A 21,773-nucleotide genomic window follows, 5' to 3' on the forward strand; every position below is an offset into this window, starting at 1 on the left:
GATCCGATTAGGTCTGGTAGTATTGTGTTATGGAAGATAAATTGCTTGAATCAGTAAAAAACAAAAGTTATTTCAGTAAAGCAGTCGAATGGTACTGCCATAGGTATCTGTTTTGTGTAGCAGAAAGATCTTGGATGGCATTAATAGTATCGCTTCTCCTAGTATGCTTATGTTTATTAACATTAAACATATACCTGTTATTTCCTATTAAAAAAGATTTAAATTTTGTGAAGTATATGAACCACACAGAAGATGAGTTCTCTGCAATGCATAAGCTTAGTTTCAGTAAAAAGGAAGATGAATACACTTCCACAGCGAGGTACTTAATAAGTAAATACATTGAAATATACGAGTCCATTAAGATCGTTGAACCGAAGTACCAAGAAAATTTTATAAGAAACAATTCTATACATAAAATCTATCAAGGCTTTCAGGAAAAAACGAATAATGAAGCTGGTAATTTGTCTTTATCTAAAAGAAAAATCGCCAACATAAATGTAATAACATTATCTATTGATCGATCGACCAAGGACTTAGTTACATTTGCTGGAAATGCTACTGTAGTTTTTACAACCGAGCAAAATAAGGAGGATACTGTGGAGATTAGCTTCACTTTGTCGAATATAAAAGCAACTCTGGCTGGTATAATACCATTTAAATTTATTGTTAATGGTTATAAATACAGATTTTAAAATATTACTTGGTAGCTAAAAAAAATAACCAAAGTGCACATAGCAGTAATAACTGGAGGTAAAACTAGAAGAATTGGTGTTTTTTTAATAAAGTAATTCTGAGAAGGTTTTAAGAAAAAGGCGTTGTAAATTATCGGTAAAAAGTACAGAGCGTTGAGTATAGTACTAACAATTAACACTAGAGTTACAAACACAGAAAGTATTACATTGCCAGAGTTGAAAACAGCTTGAAAAATGAGAAATTTACCCCAAAAAGTCGGAGCAGGCGGCACCCCTATCATAGACAATGCACCTATAGCAAATGCTGTCATGCTAATTGGCATACTGCGTCCTATACCGTAAATCTTATCTATATATTTCTCACCTGCTCTCGTTATTATTGCTCCGGCAACGAAAAACAAAGTGATTTTTGCAAATGCGTGGCAAACTAATTGAAAAATTGCAACCTTCATGCTGAGATCACTAAAAATTGAAGCGAATAATATAATATACGACAATTGAGAGATGGTAGAGTAAGCAAGCAATTTCTTTAATTCTTTTTGCTTTAGTGCAATCAATGATGCAGTAATAATAGTAAATCCAGCAGCGTACGGAAGCCACCCTCCAGCAAACCAATTTTGCTGCACAAAACGTTGCATATTATCGATGCCGAAAGTGTATAATATAACTTTTATGATGATGAAAACTCCGGATTTCACAACAGCAACAGCGTGCAGTAGTGCACTCACAGGAGTTGGTGCAACCATTGCTTTTGGTAACCAAAAATGCATTGGCATTAATGCAGCTTTTCCTATTCCGTAAATCAGCATAGCAAAACACACTGCAATGAAAGTGATGAGTGAAGTATCAAATTTGAATATTCCACCGCTTACAAAGTCTAAAGTATGAAATTCATGATATAAAAGGCCTATTGCAGGAAAAAATAATACCAAAGAAGAGAAAAATAGCACGCCAAAGTAATAGCGTCCTGCAATCATTGATTCATTTGTTGAGTTGTAAGTAACCAGAGGGTATGTACTAATAGTTAGAAGCTCATAAAAGACAAATGTAGTGAGCAAGTCTCCAGAAAAAGCAATAAACATTGCACAGCCAATCGATATTGAAAAAAAGCATAGAAAACTTGAGTGATTGCTATCAGCATAGTTATTCTGCATATAACATATTGCATATATACTGGTCAGCACCCATAAAAACGATATTAATAAACTGAATATTACTCCGGTAGACTCTAGCTTTAAACTAATGTGCAAATTATTACCAAAATCCATGAGAATAAATTGAGAATGATCACCATATACCCAATATAAAGTGCACAGACACGTATACGTAAACAGAAGTACAGAAGAAGTGACAGTAATACTATTGTTCACTCCGGGCCATTTACCAGTAAAAAAAATAACTAACGCACTTAAAAGTGGAATCAACGCAGTAATTAATAAATAATTCTCAGTAATTGAAAATGGTAAGGAAAGAGACGTTAAAACACAGTCCATTAAATAATTCATCTTTTTGTTTAGGTAAAGCTAGAATTATACTAAAATCATAGAAAAACCGCTATGTTTTTTTGGCAAACTAGTCGTTTGTGTATGCTATAGCTATACTGCGATTCATTCCACAACTGTACGAACATTTGTTTTTGTTAAACACAACAAAGATGTCATCCCAGTGCCCTGACTACTTGGATCCAGGAAAGTTTGCTTGTGAGCAAGCAAACTAGCATAGAAAAACGTTTTCGATGAGATTGCAGAAAACCAGTGTCTGGGCACTGGGATGACAAAGGAGGACAGTGTCAAGCACTGACCATTTGCTGTGCAGTTTACCTTTAAAAATGAATGTTCATACAGTAAGCCATAAGATGACAAAAGAGTAAACTTTATCTGTGTGAGCTATAGACGCAAATTACAACAAATGCAGTAGCGTAATCTCCATCGTCACTTAAAGAAAGATGAATTTTGGAGATAAAATCCTTGCTAACGGTAAGATATGGCTTGCCTCTTACATCATTGTATATTTCTATATCTTTCATTGTAATACCCTGACCACTACCTCGTGCTTTAACAAAAGCTTCTTTTGCTGCAAAGCGTTTAGCAAAATACCTTGCTCGCATTTCTTGACTATTATACTTTCTACTTAGCTCTATTTCCTTTTCAGTGTAGATTCTATTGAGAAATTTTTCCCCGTATTTTTGTAATATCCTCGATACTCTTGGTATATATACTATGTCAGTGCCGATACCGTGTATCATTTTGTGCTAAAGTGATTTATTGCTTCTTCAATCTGCATTTCCTTTACCTCTCCAGTTGCTCTATTTTTTACTTCAACTATCTTTTCATCTATTGCCTTTTTTCCGACAATTATTTGCCACGGCAAGCCTATCAGATCCATTCTAGAAAATTTTACTCCTACACTCCCTTCCGTATCATCGTAAAGCACTTCATCGCTTTTCAAAGCTTTATATATTTTATCTGCAGCCTCCGTTACTTTCGGTTGTAAATTGATTAAACCAATTCTGAAAGGAGCTACCGATTCTGGCCAGATAATTCCTTTATCATCATGAAAAGCTTCTATTATTGCACCAACAAGTCTTGAAACCCCAATGCCATACGAACCCATATGTATATTGACATTTTTTCCATCTTGAGAAGTAACACTTGCCTTCATAGGCTTCGAATATTTATCACCAAAATAAAAAATATGCCCTATTTCAATACCCTTACTAACATTTAACTGTTCTTGTGATATAGGGCAAGTCTCAGGATCATGCATATCATCTGCAACTGCATATATACTCTTTAAACTTTCAATATCTTCACCCTCTAGTAGTTCAGAAAATTTATTGTCATAATATAAAGTGCTCTCACCAGTGTTTGCCAATATATGAAACTCGTGGCTCAAATTTCCTCCAATTGGCCCCGTATCAGCTCGAACTCCAATTGGAGTAAATCCCATGCGTTTGAAGATTTTTATGTAAGTTTTGTACATCAAATTATATGAATTCAGTGCACCTTCGTAATCTACATCAAAACTGTATGCATCCTTCATCAAAAATTCCCTGCCCCTCATAACACCATAACGTGGTCTTACCTCATCACGGAATTTCCATTGAATTTGGTATAAACAAAGTGGCAAATCTTTGTAACTTTTTACCACATCTCTAATTAAATCAGTTGCTATCTCCTCATGCGTTGGACCAAAAAGCATATCTTCCTCATGCCTATCCTTTATGCGTAGCATTTCCTTACCGTAATCATCGTAACGCCCTGATTCTCGCCAAAGACTTGCTGGTTGCACACAAGGCATTAATGCTTCAATAGCACCGGATTTGTTCATTTCATCTCTGATAATATCTTCAATATTCTTAAGCACTAAGAGACCAAGTGGTAACCACGTATAGATGCCAGATGCTATCTGCTTTATTAAACCTGCACGCAAAGAATATTGATGGGAGATAATTTTAGCATGGGCAGGCTTTTCCTTTAGAGTTGGCAGGTAATATTTGGATAAACGCATATAATAGATCTGATTGTATTAAGTAATCTTAATACAATCAGACCTGTAGGTAAACTTATTTTGAAAAGGAAGGAAAGTGCATGGCTGACCATTTCATAGTTATCATAGTCCTTATACAACATTTTCCTTTTGGCATCGCAACGCTTTTCCACCAAACTGTGCTATGCGATCCTCAACAGAAAGAGGAGGTGAATCTTGCACCTCATTATCCACTGAGTCAACATTATTTACTTGTGGTGAATCAACACACGAACTTGGCGGTACCGGTGACTCCTCTGTTTCTTGTTCAGGATGTATCGGAGATGTGGCTCTAGATCCTATACCACTGTCAAGACCCCCGCTTCCTTCTTCCTTGCTTGATGGGGAATTTGTGTGTTTTGTCTGCTCCTCTTTTTCCTGCTCTATCTCTTTTTGTTTGTCTTTGCTTTCATCTGTAGTCCAATCTGAATCGCTAATAGAATCAGAATCCTCACTTTCACTATCTGAGAATTGCATGACTGCTACTCTCTCCTTAAGTCTCTTTGTCTAATCTGAATCATTATCATCCGACTTCTTTCTCTCTGCTTGCTCCCTATCTATTCTTGCAGCAAACTCTTCTGGTGTTTCTTTTTTGTCAGTGCCCCCACTACTTTCTAATTTTGCTTTCAATTCATTTGTAAAATTTTGTTGCTGCCCACTCTTTTTAACGTAGTACCTCCTCTTATCTGTTCAAACAGAGTAGAATGATTATTATTCTCAGGTTCACCAGCCTTCTTCGGTGCATCATTCTTAGGTTGCTCCGTACGCTTGGAAGCTGTAAAAAAATGCGGAGGCGGAGGTGGTAGTGCAGCATCTTGTGGCAATGGAGGAGGTGGCGGCGGTGGTACACTGACACTTGGATTTGGTTGTGTACCCAATGTTACTGGAGGCGGTGTAGGAGTAGGCACACTTGATTTATTCTCCAGATTAGTACAATTTTCACACACAAATTTTTGTGGTTCTTCTTTCTTATTGTCAGCTCTAGAAACGGCCAGTCTAATGAGATATATTTTTGAAATCAATGCAACAGCCGTAGAAACAGCAAAAATTGCTAAAGGAACTGCTGCAATAGGACCAGAACCAGAAACTGCTATAATAACATAAGGAAGATATTGACCAGATATGAAACTAAATATAGATAATAATGAAACAGCAATTAAAGGTTTCCATATAGTCTGCTTAGTTTTAGTAAGCTCCTGACTATCTTTTAGCAATGAAGAATTATTGGATATCATCATTTCTTTGCCTCACTTGTTAACGATAATTTAATAATAACCCAATTAATAATTTCTGTCAATAATTAATTATGAAAAACAAAGTTGCAATTTGAATAGATAAGCTATAAGTAATATACGACCAGCAATAGCCATACAATAGACTTCTTGTATAACCCACACTAAGTAGAAAAAAGGTGTCATCCAAGTAGCTGACACTGCTCTCCTTTGTCATTCCAGTGCTTGACACTGGTTTCCATCCAAAATGGTGTCATTCCAGTGCTTGACACTGGAATGACACCGAAGGGGCTACTGCCGTCTTGGATGGAAACCAGTGTCAGAACTAGTTAACCATGGGGCTTCTTTTGCCTTTTTTTCCATTTGGTAAATTTCTTAAATATTTATGGCTAACATGAAGCTAAGTACGAACTTTGTTAAACATAACAAATGGTGCCATTCCAGTGCTCCTTTTTTTGTCATCCCAGTGCTTGACACTAGGATGGCTTTGTTGCATCACACTTTATGAGATGGTGATTTATGGTAAATTCATGTAACTATCTCAAATTTAGCCATACCAATATCAGTGAATTTATTAAGCAAATAGCATTTGATTAGCAGTTCTTTTTCTCGATTTATCTCAGATTTATTCCTAAAACTAAATCCGAATATTTGCTTTAATCTTGAGAAAAACCCTTCAATATAAGATCTTTTCCCATAATTTACTTCTTTTTTCCATTCTTTCATGCCATCTTCACCGTATAATTTTATTAACCTAATAGCAGCATTCCTGTCAGACATATAATCTATTTCTGGATGTTCTGCCGCATTGTTTATTGGTGGAATTTTTGTCTTTATATCATATTTGTTACACAACTTATAAAACTTGTGCCTATCACATGCTCTATCTGCATATAGTGCTTTTATGGCATGCTGAAAATCAACTTCTTTTAGCAAATCACAAGCTCCATAGTGATCAGAGTAGACACCGTTACTGTATTTTACAGCTATGGCTTTTTTGTTGTTTATATTCAACATTACGTGCAATTTTCTCGTTTGCTCATAGCCACGATATTTTCTGTCAGTGCTATTTTCCTTGCTGTGACCAGGAGTGTTGTTGTATATACTAATTCCTGTACTGTCTATAGCAATTTCGATATCTTCCATATTATTTTTATCAATTCTGCAATCATTTATCTTAATATTAAGTTTCTTAAACCTTCTTGATGCTTGTGAATAGCTGATAACTGCCAAATCTCTTCCTATTTGTTGCAAATACCCTTTTATAAACCCGACTGTTTGTCTTAAACCAATTCTAAAGAAACTGACGATTATATGCACCAAAATCACAACTTTATCACTATAAATATAGTTGCCGCCCTGCATTTTTGGACAATTCTCGTACCAATTTTCTATGGCGTCATTGATATAACAAAAAATGCTTCCTCTTTCTTGGAGAAATTTGTTATATTCATGGCAGTTACTGACTCTCATTTTTTGTGGCATATTTTTTCTTCAACAGTTAAATGGCTATTTATAATGAATTTTGTCAGTAACTGCCAGTTCTTTTCACTTGAGCGATGCAACAAAGCCCACTGGGATCCAGTTTTCCATATAATCTCATCGAAAATGTTGTAACCACTTTCTGTGCTAGTTTGCTTGCTTACAAGCAAACTTTCCTGGATCCCAGTGTCTGGGCACTGGGATGACATCATAGGGACACTGGGATTACACCCTGACAATCGTCATCCAGCTACTTGTTAGCGGCTAAGAGATACCGCGAATGAATCGCGGTATGACGGTTCGTGGCGGCATGACAATAACCTCGTCTCACTGCCATTAAGTTCTTACTATTACCCACAAATATAAATGTTTGTTGCATAGCTCTTAATGGCATAACTTTTGCTTGAAATAACTGTTTATATGGTGCAATTTACAGCTTTTAGTTGCTAAAATTATAACTCTTAGTTTAATAATTTTAATCTAATAAGCTTTCAGGTTAATAAAATTAAATTATTTGAGTAAATACAATACTATGTTTTTATTTGTGGGTAATAGTAAGCATTAAGTTAAGGAAAAAAGATAGATTTTATGGGATAATGATGTATACCAATAAGTTTAAAGGTAGTATGAGTAAAAAAGGCAGTAATAAAATTTATTCAAAATGAATTGGCAAGTCTAGAATTTATAGAATCCCATAAATCATCTTCAAAAGATTTTATGAGAAAGAGGAAGTTATCTTTTATTGACATATTTATCTTAATTTTAAGAAAAAGTGTAAAGTCGCTGCAAGTAATACTAAACGAATTTATTTTTGTATTAAACAAGACTTGATCTGACACTTTAAAAAAGTAAGTTATAAAATAATAAAAGAAAGGAGTGTTAGAAATGAGTACAATACAAACAAAAATACTAAAACCAAAGCTAGGGTTATTAGAACTAGCAAAACAACTAGGAAATGTATCTCAAGCATGCAAAGTGATGGGATACTCAAGAGATACATTTTATCGATTCAAAGAGTTGTACGAAAATGGAGGAGAAGAAGCATTACATGAGATAAGTAAGAAAAAACCTCTATTAGCGAATAGAGTTTCCGACGATATAGAAAGAGCAGCGATTGGTATAGCAACAGAATTTCCAGCATATGGGCAAGAAAGAGCTGCAAATGAACTGAGAAAAAGAGGTATAATAATTTCTCAGGGAGGAGTGAGATCTATATGGCTGAGAAATGATCTTGAAACTTTCAAGAAAAGACTTAAAGCACTGGAAGCAAAAGTAGCTCAAGATGGAATTATATTAACCGAAGAGCAACTTGCAGCTTTAGAAAAAGTTAAAGAACAAAGAGAAGCACATGGTGAAATTGACACCGAACATTCAGGTTATTTGGGTTCTCAAGATACCTATTATGTAGGTAATATAAAAGGTATAGGAAGAATCTACCAGCAGACCTTCATTGATACTTATTCTCGAGTAGCATTTGCCAAGCTTTATACAGACAAAACGGCTATTACTGCTGCTGACTTGCTGAATGATAGAGTGATACCATTTTTTGATGAGCAAAATGTGCCATTATTGCGTATCCTTACAGACCGAGGAACAGAGTATTGTGGTAAGCCTGAAAATCACGCTTATCAGCTTTATTTGGGAATCGAAAATATCGATCATTCTAGGACCAAAGCCAATTCTCCACAGACTAATGGCATATGTGAAAGGTTTCATAGAACTATGCAAGATGAGTGTTACAATATTATCTTCAGAAAGAAAATCTACAATTCTTTGGAAGGTCTACAGATTGATGTTGATTATTGGTTGCGTTCTTACAATGAAACAAGACCGCATTCAGGTAAATATTGCTATGGTAAGACGCCTATGCAGACTTTTCTTGATAGCAAACATGTTGCTTTTCAGAAAAATATTAGTAGCATTACACAAGAGACTGATATTAGTTTTGACTACCTCAATTCTTCTGTCAGTTAATTCTTGTCTGTCAGATTAAGTCTTGTCTTTTACACTTAAAGCAAAACTAACAGGACACTATAACTACTTCGGAGTTAGCGGAAATTACCGGTGGTTGAATAAATTCTTCTGGCGGGTAATCAAGCTAGCGTATAAATGGATAAACCGACGTAGTCAGAAGAAGAGTATGAATTCAAAGCAATTTATACACTATCTACAAGTTAATCCATTACCAAAACCAAGAATATGCTACTCATTATATACAAAATAGGAAATGCTGTGAATACTACATTGTGGAGCCGTGTGCGGGAAAGCTGCAAGCACGGTTCTGGTGGGGGAGTCATAGCGATAAAACTTAATCAGGAGGATTTAAAACTATGACTTCTACCAAACAAAAAGGAAAAAATTTTATTCTACAAATTAAAAATATAATATACTCGAAAGCTTTTCAGAGAATCCATTGTGTTGAGTTTTACACGAACAAGAAAACTTCCTTTTTCGACAGTATTTTCTATGATTTTAAAGTTAGTTAAAAAAAGTTTGGGAATAGAATGTGAACTTATGGAGCCATTGACATGTACCCTCAAAGCAAGCTTTTTCTAAAGCAAGGTATAAGATTTGCCATACAGGCTTTCAAGAATTTAAGCATCCAAACAGCCTATCAGGATGAACCTGAGTTGGAGAGGCTATAGACTTATTGCAGCAGATGGTTCTGGTATGAGATTACCCAGCTCTGAGGAAATTGTATCCGAGTTTGGCCGCTTTAAACCAAATGGAACAACAGGCACAATGCCACCATTGGCAATTTGTTTGTTGATTTGTGTACTTCGCTGATTTGTAGTGCTCGTCTTGCGGCTTGGAATATAGGTGAACAAACGTTGGCGGAAGAGCAATTACCCGAAGTTATCACTCAAATGCGTTCATTAAATCAAAAGAAATTATTATTTATCTATGATCGTCTTCAGTAAAATTCATTCAGCAGCATTATGATTTGGAAGTAGATTTTATTTTTCGCTTGCAAAAAAGAAATTATAGCAAGCTATGGGAACGCTGGCGAATTAGATTTCGATTTTATATTAGAAAATGAAAAGCTAAAAAATAAAATGAAAGGACAGAAAGTAAGAGTTATAGTGCTGACATTAGCCAACTGAGAAACAGAGGTATTGATTACTTCACTTTTTGACCGAGTAAAATTTATTTTGGAAGATATCAGCAAAGCTTATGTGTTAAGGTGGCATATAGAGGAGTGCTATAAACGACTCAAAATAGGTGCAGAATTAGAGAATTTTTCTGGCGTAAATTTAGAGGCTGTATTACAAGAATTTTGGGCAAACTTAGTCATGTGTAATATATTGTCGCTTCATATGTGTGATGCACAAGGGCCTTGGAATCCAGATCAAATTGCTGAGTATCGTTTAAATTTTTCGGTTTTATTTGGTGTAATGAGGCAGAAACTCTATCAGGTACTTATTGCGCCAAAAAACTTTCAAGCCCTTTTTGATAGAGCAAGTATACGCGCTAAAGTTAAAATCCGACCGGGACGATTGTATAGCCGCGATAAGGTAGATAAGCCCAAACGCCATCATGTCTTTAGGAGAGTTTGCTAATGAAAGTTCTTAAGTTGACGCCATTGCGTGAACGGTTACAACCTGGATTCCAGTGGGCTTTGTTGCATCGCTAGCTATGATGGATTAAAGATAAAAAAGATAGGGAATATCAGTAGCTTATTATTCTGGTATTTATAACAAGAACGGTCAGTGAATACCTAAATTTGAGTAAAAGAAATTTCACTACCACTCACTAATCTGGCTAAAATTCAAGAATTTCAATGCTTTAGCTATTTTCAATAGAATTAAATTTATTAATATAAATAACAAATTACTATTCTTAAATTTGATCAGATTGATTGCAAAAAAACAAGATTTTCAATAGGTTGCTTATAATCCTAACTATAGTTAGCCTTTCATAAGTAGCGATGCAACAAAGCCATTCCAGTGTCAGCTACTTTCATAACACCATATTACCTTAACAAAAGCAAATGTTCGTACAGATGTGCATCAGCTACTTTCATCTGCCACCTGCAAATTGCAATGTTCGTACAGTTATGTGTCACGCTACTTGGATGACACCGTTGAAAGAAATGAACCGCCTTTTCAAAATTGTTTTGAATAGAGGAATAACATTCACAAGTAAAATTTCATATTACCATTTTTTAATTTATGTATTATAATAAGCTTAATCTATAAGAAAAACAAAGTTGGAAAAGTTGGAAGAACTAAGCAAAAACTGGGTGATAAGAACGGGAAGATTTTTATCTTCATTGTTTTTTTTACTGTTGATTGCGCTATCAATACGTAGTTTTTTATTCGAGCCATTTCATATACCTTCTGGTTCAATGAAAAGCACCCTACTTGAAGGGGATTACATTTTTACTAGTAAATATTCATACGGTTACAGTAAACACTCCTTTCCATTTTCTCCAAACATTTTTAGCGGCAGGATTTTTTATACCCCTCCAAAGCGTGGCGACATAGTAGTTTTCAAACCCACAAGAAATGACAGCATCAGGTTTGTTAAGCGAGTAATAGGAACACCAGGTGACAAAGTGCAAATGATAGAGGGAGAATTATACCTAAATGATCAGAAAGTAGAGCGAAGGCAAATTGAAAGTTTTTTTGATTATGAGTCGAATCGTAACATACCAAGATATATAGAAACGCTTTTAAGTGGCAAGGAGCATGAGATTTTGGTAGATAACATTTCTAATAAGCTATCATATAACACTCCGGTTTATTATGTACCTAACGATCAATTTTTTGTTATGGGAGACAATAGAAATAATTCTTTGGATAGCAGGTTTCCTGAAGTTGGTTTTGTACCAATGGAAAATATCATTGGGCGTGTAAGCATAGTTGGTTTATCATTTAAATTAGGAAAGGTCGATTGGTTACCATTTAACTTCAGACTACCTGTCGCTCTGAGATTAAATAGAGTATTGCACAAGGTTGTGTAAGCTTTTTCTACCTATTTGTTAATTCACACAACTCTAAAGAAGAATTTTCTAACTCGGCGATAGCGTTGTTAATTTCATTCAAGTCATTGCCTTGTAAAGCGTTTTTTGCGTTTTGTAATAGGTTTTTCAACTTTTGATCAGTGGAAAGGTTATTATTGTTTTCAACCAAGTGTATGAGTTTATTTCCATTAATTTTAGCGCCTGCAAGGGAACGAGCCTTCATATCTTCATCAAAGCTGTTTATTGACTGGTTAACCATATTTTGAACATCAGCTTCACTCAAGCCAAAACTTGAATTTACTTCAACTGTCTGCTCGATTCTGGTGGTTTTTTCTCTTGCAGTAACAGTCAAGATTCCGTCAACGTTAACTGTGAATTCTATTTCAACTCTTGCAGAACCTGCAGGTAGTGGCGGTATACCTTTTAGTTCAAACTGCGCTAGAGATTTGTTATCCTCTATCATTTCACGTTCTCCCTGACAAACATGAATTTTCATTGCTGTTTGTCCATCGACATAAGTTGTAAACTCTTTTATTTCTGAAACTGGTAGTGGCGTATTTCTTGGTATGATTTTTTCAACTATGCCTCCCATAGTTTCTATGCCAAGTGATAAAGGTAGAACATCCAGGAGAATATTCCTATCTTTTGAGCTCGAAATTAAATCATGAGCCTGCAGAGCTGCCCCAATGGCAACTGCTTTATCTGGATCCACGTCATTTAGTACTTTATTTCCAAAGAGTTTGACTAGTGAATTTTGAACCAATGGTGTTCTAGTTGCACCACCAACTAAAATTACTCCTTTTATATCATCAATTTTAAGATCTATATCGCTTATAGTACAAGTGACTATATTGATAGTCTTATTGACCAAAGAACTGATTGCCTGCTCGAATTCTTCTCTAGTAATTTCGCATTCAAATAATTCGCCGTTAATGTTGAATTTAAAAGTGCCTACAGTATTTTTGCTCAGATATTCCTTCACAGTACGCATATTGTAGATTCCAGCGTCACGCGCTTCAGCATACGAACGTTGCAATTTGCAGGTAGTTTGCGCAGCAGGTGGTGTCATTCCAGTGCTTGACACTGGAATCCAGTTCTTACTATACAATTGCCTGGTGTGCTCATTTGCAATTAAATTTTCTGGATCCCAGTGTCTGGGCACTGGGATGACATCTTTCTTAATGGAAATCATACTTACATCACAACGTTCGTACAGTTGCGCGTCAAGCGCTGGAATGATATTTGATACTTTCTCTCTATACTTATCAATCACAATTGAACTCAGCAAATGATCAAAATCATCACCGCCGAGGTTGGTGTCACCACCAACCGCAAGGACTTGAAACACTCCTTGGTGCAATTTCAATATCGAAATATCGAACGTTCCGCCACCAAGGTCATACACTGCATATATTCCACTGCTATTGTTCTTTTCAATGGAGTAAGAAAGCGCTGCAGCGGTTGGCTCGTTAACGAGGCGAAGAACTTCTATGCCAGCTAATTTTGCCGCATATTTAGTTGCGTTACGTGCTGAATCGTCAAAGTAAGCTGGCACAGTAATCACTGCTTTTTTTACTTCCAGTCCCTTAGACTTTTTTACCCTCTCACATAAAGCTTTTAATATCTCAGCAGAAATCTCAATAGGAGTAAGATACTTTTCCTCTGCGCATTTTATTCTAATAACTTTTTCGCTTTCATGATCTATTTCAAAATTGAGGCCTTCTTTATTTAATTCTTCAACACTTTTACCCATTAAACGCTTTATTGAGTAGATTGCATTTTGACCGACATCGTAGCCAGTTTTCAATGTATTATTTTCATATGAAAGAGCAGAAGGCAGTAGCTCTCTTCCCTGCTTATCTTTAAATATCTCCACATTGCCAGCTTTATTTACCATGGCAATTAAAGAATTGGTAGTACCAAGATCTATACCAAAAACTACTTCATTTGAATTTGGTTCAGAAATTTGAATTGGTTGCATTTTTTTTCACCTCCTCAAATGACTTATATAAATATTTCAATCTTAAGACTTGTGTAGCAGCTCCATCAAAATTCTTTACAGCAAAAGTGTTAATTAGGTTTTTAATGCAACCTTTTATTTTTTCATCAATCATCCTGCTTGCAAATTGTAGATCGTTGCAGTCTAGTAAGTACTCTCTTATTTCTATTGATTCATTTAATATTTCAGAATTCGGATGATCCTTTGCCACACCAAAAAGATTCAACAAATGCTCAGCACGTTTTAGCGGTGACTTTAGTATCTGATAAGCTCTGTTAATATTTTCCATGTTTTGGGACTGTCTTTCATTTATATCAGTCCTGCTTAGCTCGATATATTTTTTCTCTAACTCATCAAAGCTGATATTGAAAGCTGGTTCAATTTCAAACAATGCAAAATAGTTGCTAGACATGAAAACTCTCTCCACAACCACATTTTCCTTTCTCATTAGGATTTTTGAAAACAAAACCCGATGAAAATTTTTCTTCTACATAATCCATTTCAGAGCCAAGAATAAACATGACGGATTTTGGGTCGATCAACACTTTAACTTTTTGGCCATCACTACAGTTTTCTTCAATTACCGACTCTAAAGGACGAGTATCATATGCATATTCAATATCATATTTTAAACCAGAACATCCTTTTTGCTTAATTAGCACTCTTATTCCTATTGCTTCTTCCGGTTTCTCAAGGTTAGTATGCTTCTTTTGGTCCAATAAATACCTTATCCTTTCTACTGCTTCCGCAGTTATAGTGATAAGTTTTTTATTCTTTTTTACAGTTTCACCTCCGCCTACTTCTTGATATTCACCCATGTTCGTAGCTTCTTAATTCTTTTGTTTACTTTGATAGTTATGAATAGCAGCCTTTATAGCATCTTCAGCAAGTACCGAACAGTGTATCTTCACTGGAGGTAAAGACAACTCTTCCACTATTTGAGTATTCTTTATCTGTGTAACGTCACTGATGGTTCTTCCCTTTATCATCTCTGTTAACAAGGAACTTGAAGCAATGGCAGAACCACAACCAAAAGTTTTAAATTTTGCATCTTCAATAACACCTTTGTCATTGACCTTTATCTGCAATTTCATTACATCACCGCACGATGGTGCACCAACTAAACCAGTACCAACATTTGGATCATTTTTATCCAGAGAGCCAACATTCCTTGGATTTTCATAATGATCTAAAATTTTCTCATTATAACTCATAAAATTACCTATAAACTGCTATTTTACATTATAACATATTTAGGTTAAAAACTAAAGTAAAATACACTCAAAAAGAGTAATTTTTGCAAAGTAAAATATGTGGTTTGTGAGTGCATTTTACTTTACAAATTCACGTAGTGCATGTCATTCTCTGTATTAAGTTTATAATTTAAAAAGGAGTATTCCCTTGAGTTTGTTTAGTAACCTTTATAAAGGCTTGTTAAAAACTTCTTCTCGCTTTAGCGACGGGGTGAAAAGTATTTTTTCTGGCAAAAAAAAATTAGATCAGTCGCTTTTAGATGAGCTAGAAGAATTGCTAATTAGCATGGATATTGGTCATAAAACTTCTAAGTTGATTATCGATAGGCTCACAAGCATCAAGTTTGACAAGGAAGTTGAGTATAATATTATCACGCAGCAATTAGTGAATGAAATAGAAGCTATATTAAATCCAGTCGTGCAGCCGTTAGTTTTGGATAAAAAACCCCACATAATAATGGTATGCGGAGTAAACGGTAATGGTAAAACCACAACTATAGGTAAGCTCGCATATAAATATAAGGAGATGGGAAAGTCCGTTATGCTTGTTGCATGCGATACATTTAGAGCTGCTGCTAGTGAACAATTAAACATTTGGGCAGAACGCTCTGGTTGTTCTATCGTTACTGGAGAGTACGGTAGCGATTCTGCGAGTGTGGCATATAGAGCTGTAAGTCAAGCTATGAAAGATAGCGTTGATGTTGTTCTAATTGACACAGCAGGAAGGCTGCAAAATAATGTGAACCTTATGGAGGAATTATCAAAAATATATAGAACGATAAAGAAATTGGATGACACTGCCCCTCATGACGTTATCTTAGTTCTTGATGCAACTACCGGCCAAAATGCTTATAGCCAATTAGAGGCATTTAGTAAGATGGTCAATGTTACCGGGCTAATCGTAACAAAGCTAGATGGCACCGCTAAGGGCGGAGTAGTAATTGGACTTGCAGAAGCTTATAAGGTAAAGTTACATGCTATAGGAATTGGCGAAAATATAGAGGACTTAAGGGAGTTTACTAGTAAAGAATTTGCTGAAGCATTATTTAATTGTAATTAAAGACTTCTCTTAATTCCCTTACATGACCAAGCTTAATTATCTCAATATCATGAGAAGAATAATTGCCATTTTTAGGCATAATTGCTTTTTTGAATCCTAACTTTTGTGCTTCTTTTAGTCTGAGATCAGCATGCGAGACATTCCTAATTTCTCCTGAAAGTGCAACTTCACCGCAGATTATTGAAGAAGTTGGCAGCGGTAAATTTACTACACTTGAAATAAGGGAAGCAGCAACAGCAAGATCAGCCGATGGTTCCTGTATTTTGAGTCCCCCTGCAATGTTTAGGTATACCTCTTTATCATGCAAAAACATTTTGCAACGAGCATTTAGCACCGCGATGATCATAGCCAATCGATTAATATCCCACCCAACTACTGCCCTTCTTGGGGTTGCCATATTAGTCCCTGCTATTAATGCTTGCACTTCCATTAAAATTGGTCTTGAACCTTCAATTCCTGCAAATACGGCGCTGCCAACTACTTCTCTGTCATGGGCCATCAGAAACAATGATGATGGGTTATCAACAGGCACAAGTCCTGCTTCAGACATCTCAAAAACACCAATTTCATTTGCAGGGCCAAATCTATTTTTAATAGTGCGTAAAATGCGGTATTGATTGCTATTTTCACCTTCAAAATATAATACCGTATCCACCATATGCTCCAAAGTTTTAGGTCCAGCTATTTGTCCATCCTTAGTTATATGACCAACTATTAAGAGAGAAATACCATATTGTTTCGCAAGAATGGTTAATTCATGAGCGCAAGTGCGGACCTGAGTTACAGTTCCTGGTGCTGATGTAATTCTGCTATCATACATTGTTTGTATAGAGTCAATTACTAAGAATTTAATACTTTTATTTTCCTTTATTGTTGCTACCACATCAGTTAAAGACACTGTAGACAAAAGCTTGATTTTAGGTTCATCTATCTTAAGACGCTTTGCTCTGAGGCTCACTTGCTCTAAAGATTCCTCGCCAGATACATAAAGACATTCAAAAGAGGAAAGTTGCACAACATTAGCTGCAATTCTAAGCAAAAGGGTGGATTTCCCAATTCCAGGTTCGCCACCAATTAAAATGCTAGCACCTTGAACGATACCCCCACCAAAAACTCTATCTAATTCTTCTATTCCTGTTAAAAAACGACTTGGAGTGATAATTTCGCTACCCGATAACGTCTTTATTAAAATTGGCGCAGATATACTTCTTTTGCCCGTTTTTACTGCTATTTCTTCAACAACTGTATCCCAATTGTCACATGCAATACACTTCCCTACCCACCTGCCAGTGCTATGACCACAGAATTGACATACATATACAGTTTTCATCAAAGCTAAAATTATTTTGTTGTAATTGTAATAAAAATTAGCCAAATAGGCGAGTAAATGTTGAGTTCCACAAGCGTTGTGGTGCGAAGATAATTGTCATAAGTTGTACCATTTAAATTCATGCACAATAATTGCACCCTCAAGGATCAAAGTAGCCCCTTCTCCTGTCATTCCAGCGCGTGACGCTGGAATCCCAAAAAAAGGATGATGTCATCCCAGTGCGTGACACTGGGATGGCTTTGTTGCATCGCTCAAGTGAAAAGAACTGGCAGTTACTGACAAAATTCATTATAAATAGCCATTTAACTGTTGAAGAAAAAATATGCCACAAAAAATGAGAGTCAGTAACTGCCATGAATATAACAAATTTCTCCAAGAAAGAGGAAGCATTTTTTGTTATATCAATGACGCCATAGAAAATTGGTACGAGAATTGTCCAAAAATGCAGGGCGGCAACTATATTTATAGTGATAAAGTTGTGATTTTGGTGCATATAATCGTCAGTTTCTTTAGAATTGGTTTAAGACAAACAGTCGGGTTTATAAAAGGGTATTTGCAACAAATAGGAAGAGATTTGGCAGTTATCAGCTATTCACAAGCATCAAGAAGGTTTAAGAAACTTAATATTAAGATAAATGATTGCAGAATTGATAAAAATAATATGGAAGATATCGAAATTGCTATAGACAGTACAGGAATTAGTATATACAACAACACTCCTGGTCACAGCAAGGAAAATAGCACTGACAGAAAATATCGTGGCTATGAGCAAACGAGAAAATTGCACGTAATGTTGAATATAAACAACAAAAAAGCCATAGCTGTAAAATACAGTAACGGTGTCTACTCTGATCACTATGGAGCTTGTGATTTGCTAAAAGAAGTTGATTTTCAGCATGCCATAAAAGCACTATATGCAGATAGAGCATGTGATAGGCACAAGTTTTATAAGTTGTGTAACAAATATGATATAAAGACAAAAATTCCACCAATAAACAATGCGGCAGAACATCCAGAAATAGATTATATGTCTGACAGGAATGCTGCTATTAGGTTAATAAAATTATACGGTGAAGATGGCATGAAAGAATGGAAAAAAGAAGTAAATTATGGGAAAAGATCTTATATTGAAGGGTTTTTCTCAAGATTAAAGCAAATATTCGGATTTAGTTTTAGGAATAAATCTGAGATAAATCGAGAAAAAGAACTGCTAATCAAATGCTATTTGCTTAATAAATTCACTGATATTGGTATGGCTAAATTTGAGATAGTTACATGAATTTACCATAAATCACCATCTCATAAAGTGTGATGCAACAAAGCCATCCCAGTGTCTGGGCACTGGGATGACATCCTTTCTAGTGAAGATTGCTCTCAAATCGCAATGTTCGTACAGTTGTGTGTCTGGGCACTGGATGCGTTTGAAGCAACTTATAAGATTTTTGATTATATATCATCAAGTATAGCGTGATTAACTTCGACTTTATACTTTGATTCCAGATAGCTAATTAATTGCTCTTTTAGCGATATCATCACACGTTTTCCGGTGTCAAGCGTGTTTAATTTGCCATTTGATGAATGCATTTCTTTTAGAACACCTATTATAATTTCATTATTGTATTGAATAGGATCTGTCACTGAACCAGTTGTTTTCATATTGAAAATCTCTTCTACAAAAGAAAAGGGGTAGTTTTGTTGATCCACTTTATTGTGGTGCATCTGCTGACCTTTAACTAATTCCACACCTTGAATTTCTTCCAAATCTGTTTTTTCTCTTAGTTGGACTGCAACCTCTTGCCCGAATTTAAACATTCTTTCTTTTATAAACTCACTACGCCAAAGCTCTACCGCTAATGCCTTGCCTTCTTCAAAACTTTGCAATTTGGGTGGAACGATATCGACGATTTTTACACTAACAACAGCGTCCCCAACGCCCTTAAAATAACCTTTCTGATCCTTTTCTCGCGAAAAAATGAAAGAAATCAAATCACCAGAATCTCCTACGTTATTACCGCTTTGATCTTTTCCACTCGCATCTACTGGACCAATAGTTTGTATAGGTAAATTATATTCACTCAATATTTCTTCAATTTCTGAACCATTGTATATCTTATAGTTCACTTGGTTTATGAAATCATTGACTCTTTCAAAAGACTTTTGGTTAGTTAGAACTGACTTTATGTCTTTTTTTAAATCAACTAAGTCTTCATCAGAGATTTGATGCGCACTTTCCACTTTTACTATGTGCCAACCAAAACTGCTTGCTAAAACTTCACTTACTTCACCTACTTTGAGAGCAAATACCTTCTCTCTCACGTCTTCTGGTAAAAAATCCTTAGTTATATTATTTACTCTAGTTTCCTCAAGTTTTGCTTTGCCAAACTCTTCTACTATCTGTTCAAAGCTTGTTTTACCCTCCTCAAATGCTCTTCTTGCTGTCTCAGCTTCTTCTTTGGTAGAAAATATTGCATTGAATATATCTCTTTGATCTTTAAGTTCTTGTTGTTCTATTATACCATCAACTTCTTCATCTGAGATCTTGATTTGATCTTCAAAATACTTTTGGCCTAGGGAAATATATTGCGCAGTTCGATACTCAGGATAATAAAAATGGGATTTATTTCTTTCGTACAAATCAAGTAAGGCTTGATCATCTGGTTCAGGAATGTTTGTAACTGCATCTTCAGTTATTTTAACAATATCAACTACTCTAGTTTGGTAGCGACTTTTGTATATCTGCTCATCAATTTTCTCGCCAAAAGTTACTGGATAATTATCTTTAAATAATGAAGTCATGAACATCATTGCAGGCAGGACTTTCTCTAGCTTTGCTATATACTCTTTCTCTGTCATATGCAGGTCATTTAGCGTTTCATAGAATTTATTTTTGTCAAATTCACCTTTATCATTTTGAAAGTATTTGGTGTTTTTAATATGGTTTTTTATAGATTCTTCTCCAACTGTCAACCCCAGCTCACTAGTTAGGTTAAACAATAGTTTTTGCTCTATAAGTGCGTTAAGCAAATCATATTTCAGCTTTTTTACTTGTTCTCTACTCGCATCAGATCCAGAAATTTGCTTTTCATAATTTTGATATAGTGATTTATACTCATCTGACGTTATAACTTCTTTTCCAACCCTAGCTACCTCTTCTTTTTCATCATCACCTGATAAAAGGTTGCCAATTCCCATGAAGATTAACAAGCAAGCTAAAAGGACAACGGTTACTTTAGTGAAAAAATTTTTAACATTCATTTTAAACCCAGTTAATTAATGATTAATTATAGAATAGTGATAATTTAATGCTTGTAAACCTGTTGCTTTATTAGCTAATATATATAATATTACAATATATTAACTTAAAATTTAACTCTCTAATCTTAAATAGGAACATATGTTTAACTGAGTTATACTATACCTTAGGAAGGGGAAATATTTTGTTTGAAATATGCTTAAAGGTAAGCGCATTTAATTAACTTAAGAGGTGGGAAGTGACAAACAAAAAGTTATTGAATGACAAAATTAATGCTTTTTTAGTTTTAATAGTTTATATTTTAGCTCTGTATAACAGTAAGGGATACTTTAAATGGGAGATGCTTTTTTGATGTCAATGGAATCTTCTAAGGGCAATAACGATAGAAATAAACAGTTTCTAGTGCAAATAGCTGCTTGGTTAGTAGACAACACTGGTTTAACTTTTAATCAAATAGCACAATGTTGCAGATTGGCCCTTGAAGAAGTACAAGACATAGCTGATGAGAAAATAGAAGTAGAAAAATATAACCCTATTATTTCTGGAATAATTACTGAAAAAGAAATTGATGATTGCAAAAAAAATCCAAATCGTGTACCAAATTTGATTATAAAAAATATAAAAAAAAGGAGTAAAGCGATTGGTAGCATTCTTGGCTTTGTCTCTACGGCAAGACGTAGAGATAAACCTGATGCGATTTATTATTTAGTAAAAAAATTTCCTATCTTGGACAATAACGTTATAGCTAAATTAATTAGTACAACAAATTACACAGTTGAGCAGGTAAGAGATGGATCTCATCATAACATGCAAAATATAAAACCCCAAGATCCTGTACTACTCGGCTTATGTAGTCAAGAAAATTTAGAAGCAGAAGTGGAAAAAGCAAAAGTAGAAGAGGAGAAGCAAGAAAGGTTAAAAAAATATAAAGAATAGCTATTGAAAATCCTCAAATTTTTGTGCTTTGTTAACATTAAA

Annotated in this window: 23 protein-coding genes and 2 pseudogenes; 11 read left to right on the top strand and 14 right to left on the bottom strand. The window is 35.1% G+C overall.

Annotation, left to right across the window (positions count from 1 at the left end; genetic code table 11):
* The first annotated feature begins 29 nt into the window (after positions 1-29).
* Positions 30-692 (top strand): hypothetical protein, encoded by a 663-nt coding sequence (locus NL281_RS07575; protein ID WP_010082435.1) that lies wholly within the window; start codon positions 30-32, stop codon positions 690-692.
* Here the strand turns inward: NL281_RS07575 and NL281_RS07580 are convergent.
* The 8 genes from NL281_RS07580 to NL281_RS07610 all read right to left on the bottom strand — a co-directional run bounded on the left by NL281_RS07580 (position 689) and on the right by NL281_RS07610 (position 7,104).
* Positions 689-2,185, bottom strand: a complete 1,497-nt coding sequence (locus NL281_RS07580; protein ID WP_253303749.1) for a proton-conducting transporter transmembrane domain-containing protein — start codon at positions 2,183-2,185, stop codon at positions 689-691. The genes NL281_RS07575 and NL281_RS07580 overlap by 4 nt on opposite strands.
* A 380-nt stretch (positions 2,186-2,565) precedes the next feature.
* A complete protein-coding gene (locus NL281_RS07585; RefSeq protein ID WP_253303284.1) occupies positions 2,566-2,937 on the bottom strand; it encodes a holo-[acyl-carrier-protein] synthase in 372 nt (123 codons plus the stop codon).
* Positions 2,934-4,202 (bottom strand): proline--tRNA ligase, encoded by a 1,269-nt coding sequence (gene proS / locus NL281_RS07590; protein WP_253303285.1) that lies wholly within the window; start codon positions 4,200-4,202, stop codon positions 2,934-2,936. Before proS ends, NL281_RS07585 begins: the two co-directional genes overlap by 4 nt.
* 111 nt (positions 4,203-4,313) lie before the next feature.
* Complete coding sequence (locus NL281_RS07595) at positions 4,314-4,697, bottom strand: hypothetical protein (protein WP_253303286.1); 384 nt, start codon at positions 4,695-4,697, stop codon at positions 4,314-4,316.
* 30 nt (positions 4,698-4,727) lie between these two features.
* Positions 4,728-4,850: a hypothetical protein gene (locus tag NL281_RS08520; RefSeq protein ID WP_255324038.1), complete on the bottom strand. Its 123-nt coding sequence runs from the start codon at positions 4,848-4,850 to the stop codon at positions 4,728-4,730.
* Entirely contained in the window at positions 4,847-5,455 is a 609-nt protein-coding gene (locus NL281_RS07600) for a hypothetical protein (RefSeq protein ID WP_253303761.1), read from the bottom strand. The genes NL281_RS08520 and NL281_RS07600 overlap by 4 nt, the downstream gene beginning before the upstream one ends.
* Positions 5,456-5,980: 525 nt before the next feature.
* On the bottom strand, positions 5,981-6,937 hold the full coding sequence (locus NL281_RS07605) for an IS5 family transposase (RefSeq protein WP_253303014.1): 957 nt from the start codon (positions 6,935-6,937) through the stop codon (positions 5,981-5,983).
* Positions 6,922-7,104, bottom strand: a complete 183-nt coding sequence (locus tag NL281_RS07610; RefSeq protein WP_253303287.1) for a hypothetical protein — start codon at positions 7,102-7,104, stop codon at positions 6,922-6,924. The genes NL281_RS07605 and NL281_RS07610 overlap by 16 nt, the downstream gene beginning before the upstream one ends.
* 372 nt (positions 7,105-7,476) lie before the next feature.
* Here NL281_RS07610 and NL281_RS08525 point away from each other — a divergent pair, with 372 nt between their 5' ends.
* The 6 genes and pseudogenes from NL281_RS08525 to lepB all read left to right on the top strand — a co-directional run bounded on the left by NL281_RS08525 (position 7,477) and on the right by lepB (position 11,900).
* On the top strand, positions 7,477-7,599 hold the full coding sequence (locus tag NL281_RS08525) for a hypothetical protein (RefSeq protein ID WP_256469367.1): 123 nt from the start codon (positions 7,477-7,479) through the stop codon (positions 7,597-7,599).
* Positions 7,580-7,759: pseudogene (locus NL281_RS07615) on the top strand (IS4-like element ISWpi18 family transposase); the annotation flags it as partial. The gene NL281_RS08525 and the pseudogene NL281_RS07615, both read left to right, overlap by 20 nt.
* Positions 7,760-7,819: 60 nt before the next feature.
* A complete protein-coding gene (locus NL281_RS07620; protein ID WP_253303703.1) occupies positions 7,820-8,908 on the top strand; it encodes an IS481 family transposase in 1,089 nt (362 codons plus the stop codon).
* A gap of 22 nt (positions 8,909-8,930) precedes the next feature.
* Positions 8,931-9,158, top strand: a complete 228-nt coding sequence (locus NL281_RS09375; protein WP_253303288.1) for a hypothetical protein — start codon at positions 8,931-8,933, stop codon at positions 9,156-9,158.
* A gap of 106 nt (positions 9,159-9,264) precedes the next feature.
* A pseudogene (locus tag NL281_RS07630) lies at positions 9,265-10,494 on the top strand (IS4 family transposase).
* Positions 10,495-11,153: 659 nt separating this feature from the next.
* Complete coding sequence (lepB, locus tag NL281_RS07635) at positions 11,154-11,900, top strand: signal peptidase I (protein WP_077188309.1); 747 nt, start codon at positions 11,154-11,156, stop codon at positions 11,898-11,900.
* A 7-nt stretch (positions 11,901-11,907) separates the two neighbouring features.
* Here the strand turns inward: lepB and NL281_RS09015 are convergent, their stop codons facing one another.
* From NL281_RS09015 to iscU, 4 genes are read right to left on the bottom strand one after another with little or no spacing between them, the layout of a single operon-like run.
* Positions 11,908-13,881: an Hsp70 family protein gene (locus NL281_RS09015; protein WP_253303009.1), complete on the bottom strand. Its 1,974-nt coding sequence runs from the start codon at positions 13,879-13,881 to the stop codon at positions 11,908-11,910.
* Positions 13,859-14,311: an iron-sulfur cluster co-chaperone HscB C-terminal domain-containing protein gene (locus tag NL281_RS07645; RefSeq protein WP_370274063.1), complete on the bottom strand. Its 453-nt coding sequence runs from the start codon at positions 14,309-14,311 to the stop codon at positions 13,859-13,861. The genes NL281_RS09015 and NL281_RS07645 overlap by 23 nt, the downstream gene beginning before the upstream one ends.
* The gene (locus NL281_RS07650) at positions 14,304-14,717 is read right to left on the bottom strand and encodes a HesB/IscA family protein (RefSeq protein WP_038199190.1); all 414 of its coding nucleotides are present in this window, start codon (positions 14,715-14,717) and stop codon (positions 14,304-14,306) included. Before NL281_RS07650 ends, NL281_RS07645 begins: the two co-directional genes overlap by 8 nt.
* A gap of 12 nt (positions 14,718-14,729) precedes the next feature.
* A complete protein-coding gene (gene iscU / locus NL281_RS07655) occupies positions 14,730-15,113 on the bottom strand; it encodes a Fe-S cluster assembly scaffold IscU (protein WP_253303011.1) in 384 nt (127 codons plus the stop codon).
* Positions 15,114-15,300: 187 nt separating this feature from the next.
* Here iscU and ftsY point away from each other — a divergent pair, with 187 nt between their 5' ends.
* Positions 15,301-16,212, top strand: a complete 912-nt coding sequence (gene ftsY / locus NL281_RS07660) for a signal recognition particle-docking protein FtsY (RefSeq protein WP_253303012.1) — start codon at positions 15,301-15,303, stop codon at positions 16,210-16,212.
* On the opposite strand, the gene radA is transcribed toward ftsY, so the two are convergent.
* A complete protein-coding gene (radA, locus tag NL281_RS07665; protein ID WP_253303013.1) occupies positions 16,199-17,542 on the bottom strand; it encodes a DNA repair protein RadA in 1,344 nt (447 codons plus the stop codon). The genes ftsY and radA overlap by 14 nt on opposite strands.
* Positions 17,543-17,721: 179 nt before the next feature.
* On the opposite strand from radA, the gene NL281_RS07670 reads away from it, so the two are divergent.
* Entirely contained in the window at positions 17,722-17,880 is a 159-nt protein-coding gene (locus tag NL281_RS07670) for a hypothetical protein (protein ID WP_209472578.1), read from the top strand.
* Positions 17,865-18,821 (top strand): IS5 family transposase, encoded by a 957-nt coding sequence (locus NL281_RS07675; protein ID WP_253303014.1) that lies wholly within the window; start codon positions 17,865-17,867, stop codon positions 18,819-18,821. Before NL281_RS07670 ends, NL281_RS07675 begins: the two co-directional genes overlap by 16 nt.
* A gap of 167 nt (positions 18,822-18,988) precedes the next feature.
* Here NL281_RS07675 and NL281_RS07680 read toward each other — a convergent pair whose 3' ends face one another.
* Positions 18,989-20,797, bottom strand: coding sequence for a peptidylprolyl isomerase (locus NL281_RS07680; RefSeq protein WP_253303289.1), 1,809 nt, complete (start codon positions 20,795-20,797; stop codon positions 18,989-18,991).
* Between the two features lie 331 nt (positions 20,798-21,128).
* Between NL281_RS07680 and NL281_RS07685 the strand changes: the two genes are divergently transcribed.
* On the top strand, positions 21,129-21,731 hold the full coding sequence (locus NL281_RS07685) for a cell cycle transcriptional regulator TrcR (RefSeq protein WP_253303290.1): 603 nt from the start codon (positions 21,129-21,131) through the stop codon (positions 21,729-21,731).
* Positions 21,732-21,773: the final 42 nt, after the last annotated feature.

Origin of the sequence: Wolbachia endosymbiont of Phyllotreta cruciferae (genome assembly GCF_918697765.1) — a bacterium.
Taxonomy (GTDB): Bacteria; Pseudomonadota; Alphaproteobacteria; order Rickettsiales; family Anaplasmataceae; genus Wolbachia; species Wolbachia pipientis.

Excerpts from the sequence above, each read along its gene's own strand:
- NL281_RS07575 (WP_010082435.1), top strand. The coding sequence starts at position 30 with ATGGAAGATAAATTGCTTGAATCAGTAAAAAACAAAAGTTATTTCAGT.
- NL281_RS07580 (WP_253303749.1), bottom strand. The coding sequence starts at position 2,185 with ATGGACTGTGTTTTAACGTCTCTTTCCTTACCATTTTCAATTACTGAG.
- NL281_RS07585 (WP_253303284.1), bottom strand. The coding sequence starts at position 2,937 with ATGATACACGGTATCGGCACTGACATAGTATATATACCAAGAGTATCG.
- proS (WP_253303285.1), bottom strand. The coding sequence starts at position 4,202 with ATGCGTTTATCCAAATATTACCTGCCAACTCTAAAGGAAAAGCCTGCC.
- NL281_RS07595 (WP_253303286.1), bottom strand. The coding sequence starts at position 4,697 with ATGCAATTCTCAGATAGTGAAAGTGAGGATTCTGATTCTATTAGCGAT.
- NL281_RS07600 (WP_253303761.1), bottom strand. The coding sequence starts at position 5,455 with ATGATATCCAATAATTCTTCATTGCTAAAAGATAGTCAGGAGCTTACT.
- NL281_RS07605 (WP_253303014.1), bottom strand. The coding sequence starts at position 6,937 with ATGCCACAAAAAATGAGAGTCAGTAACTGCCATGAATATAACAAATTT.
- NL281_RS07620 (WP_253303703.1), top strand. The coding sequence starts at position 7,820 with ATGAGTACAATACAAACAAAAATACTAAAACCAAAGCTAGGGTTATTA.
- NL281_RS09015 (WP_253303009.1), bottom strand. The coding sequence starts at position 13,881 with ATGCAACCAATTCAAATTTCTGAACCAAATTCAAATGAAGTAGTTTTT.
- NL281_RS07645 (WP_370274063.1), bottom strand. The coding sequence starts at position 14,311 with ATGTCTAGCAACTATTTTGCATTGTTTGAAATTGAACCAGCTTTCAAT.
- NL281_RS07650 (WP_038199190.1), bottom strand. The coding sequence starts at position 14,717 with ATGGGTGAATATCAAGAAGTAGGCGGAGGTGAAACTGTAAAAAAGAAT.
- iscU (WP_253303011.1), bottom strand. The coding sequence starts at position 15,113 with ATGAGTTATAATGAGAAAATTTTAGATCATTATGAAAATCCAAGGAAT.
- radA (WP_253303013.1), bottom strand. The coding sequence starts at position 17,542 with ATGAAAACTGTATATGTATGTCAATTCTGTGGTCATAGCACTGGCAGG.
- NL281_RS07675 (WP_253303014.1), top strand. The coding sequence starts at position 17,865 with ATGCCACAAAAAATGAGAGTCAGTAACTGCCATGAATATAACAAATTT.
- NL281_RS07680 (WP_253303289.1), bottom strand. The coding sequence starts at position 20,797 with ATGAATGTTAAAAATTTTTTCACTAAAGTAACCGTTGTCCTTTTAGCT.
- NL281_RS07685 (WP_253303290.1), top strand. The coding sequence starts at position 21,129 with ATGGGAGATGCTTTTTTGATGTCAATGGAATCTTCTAAGGGCAATAAC.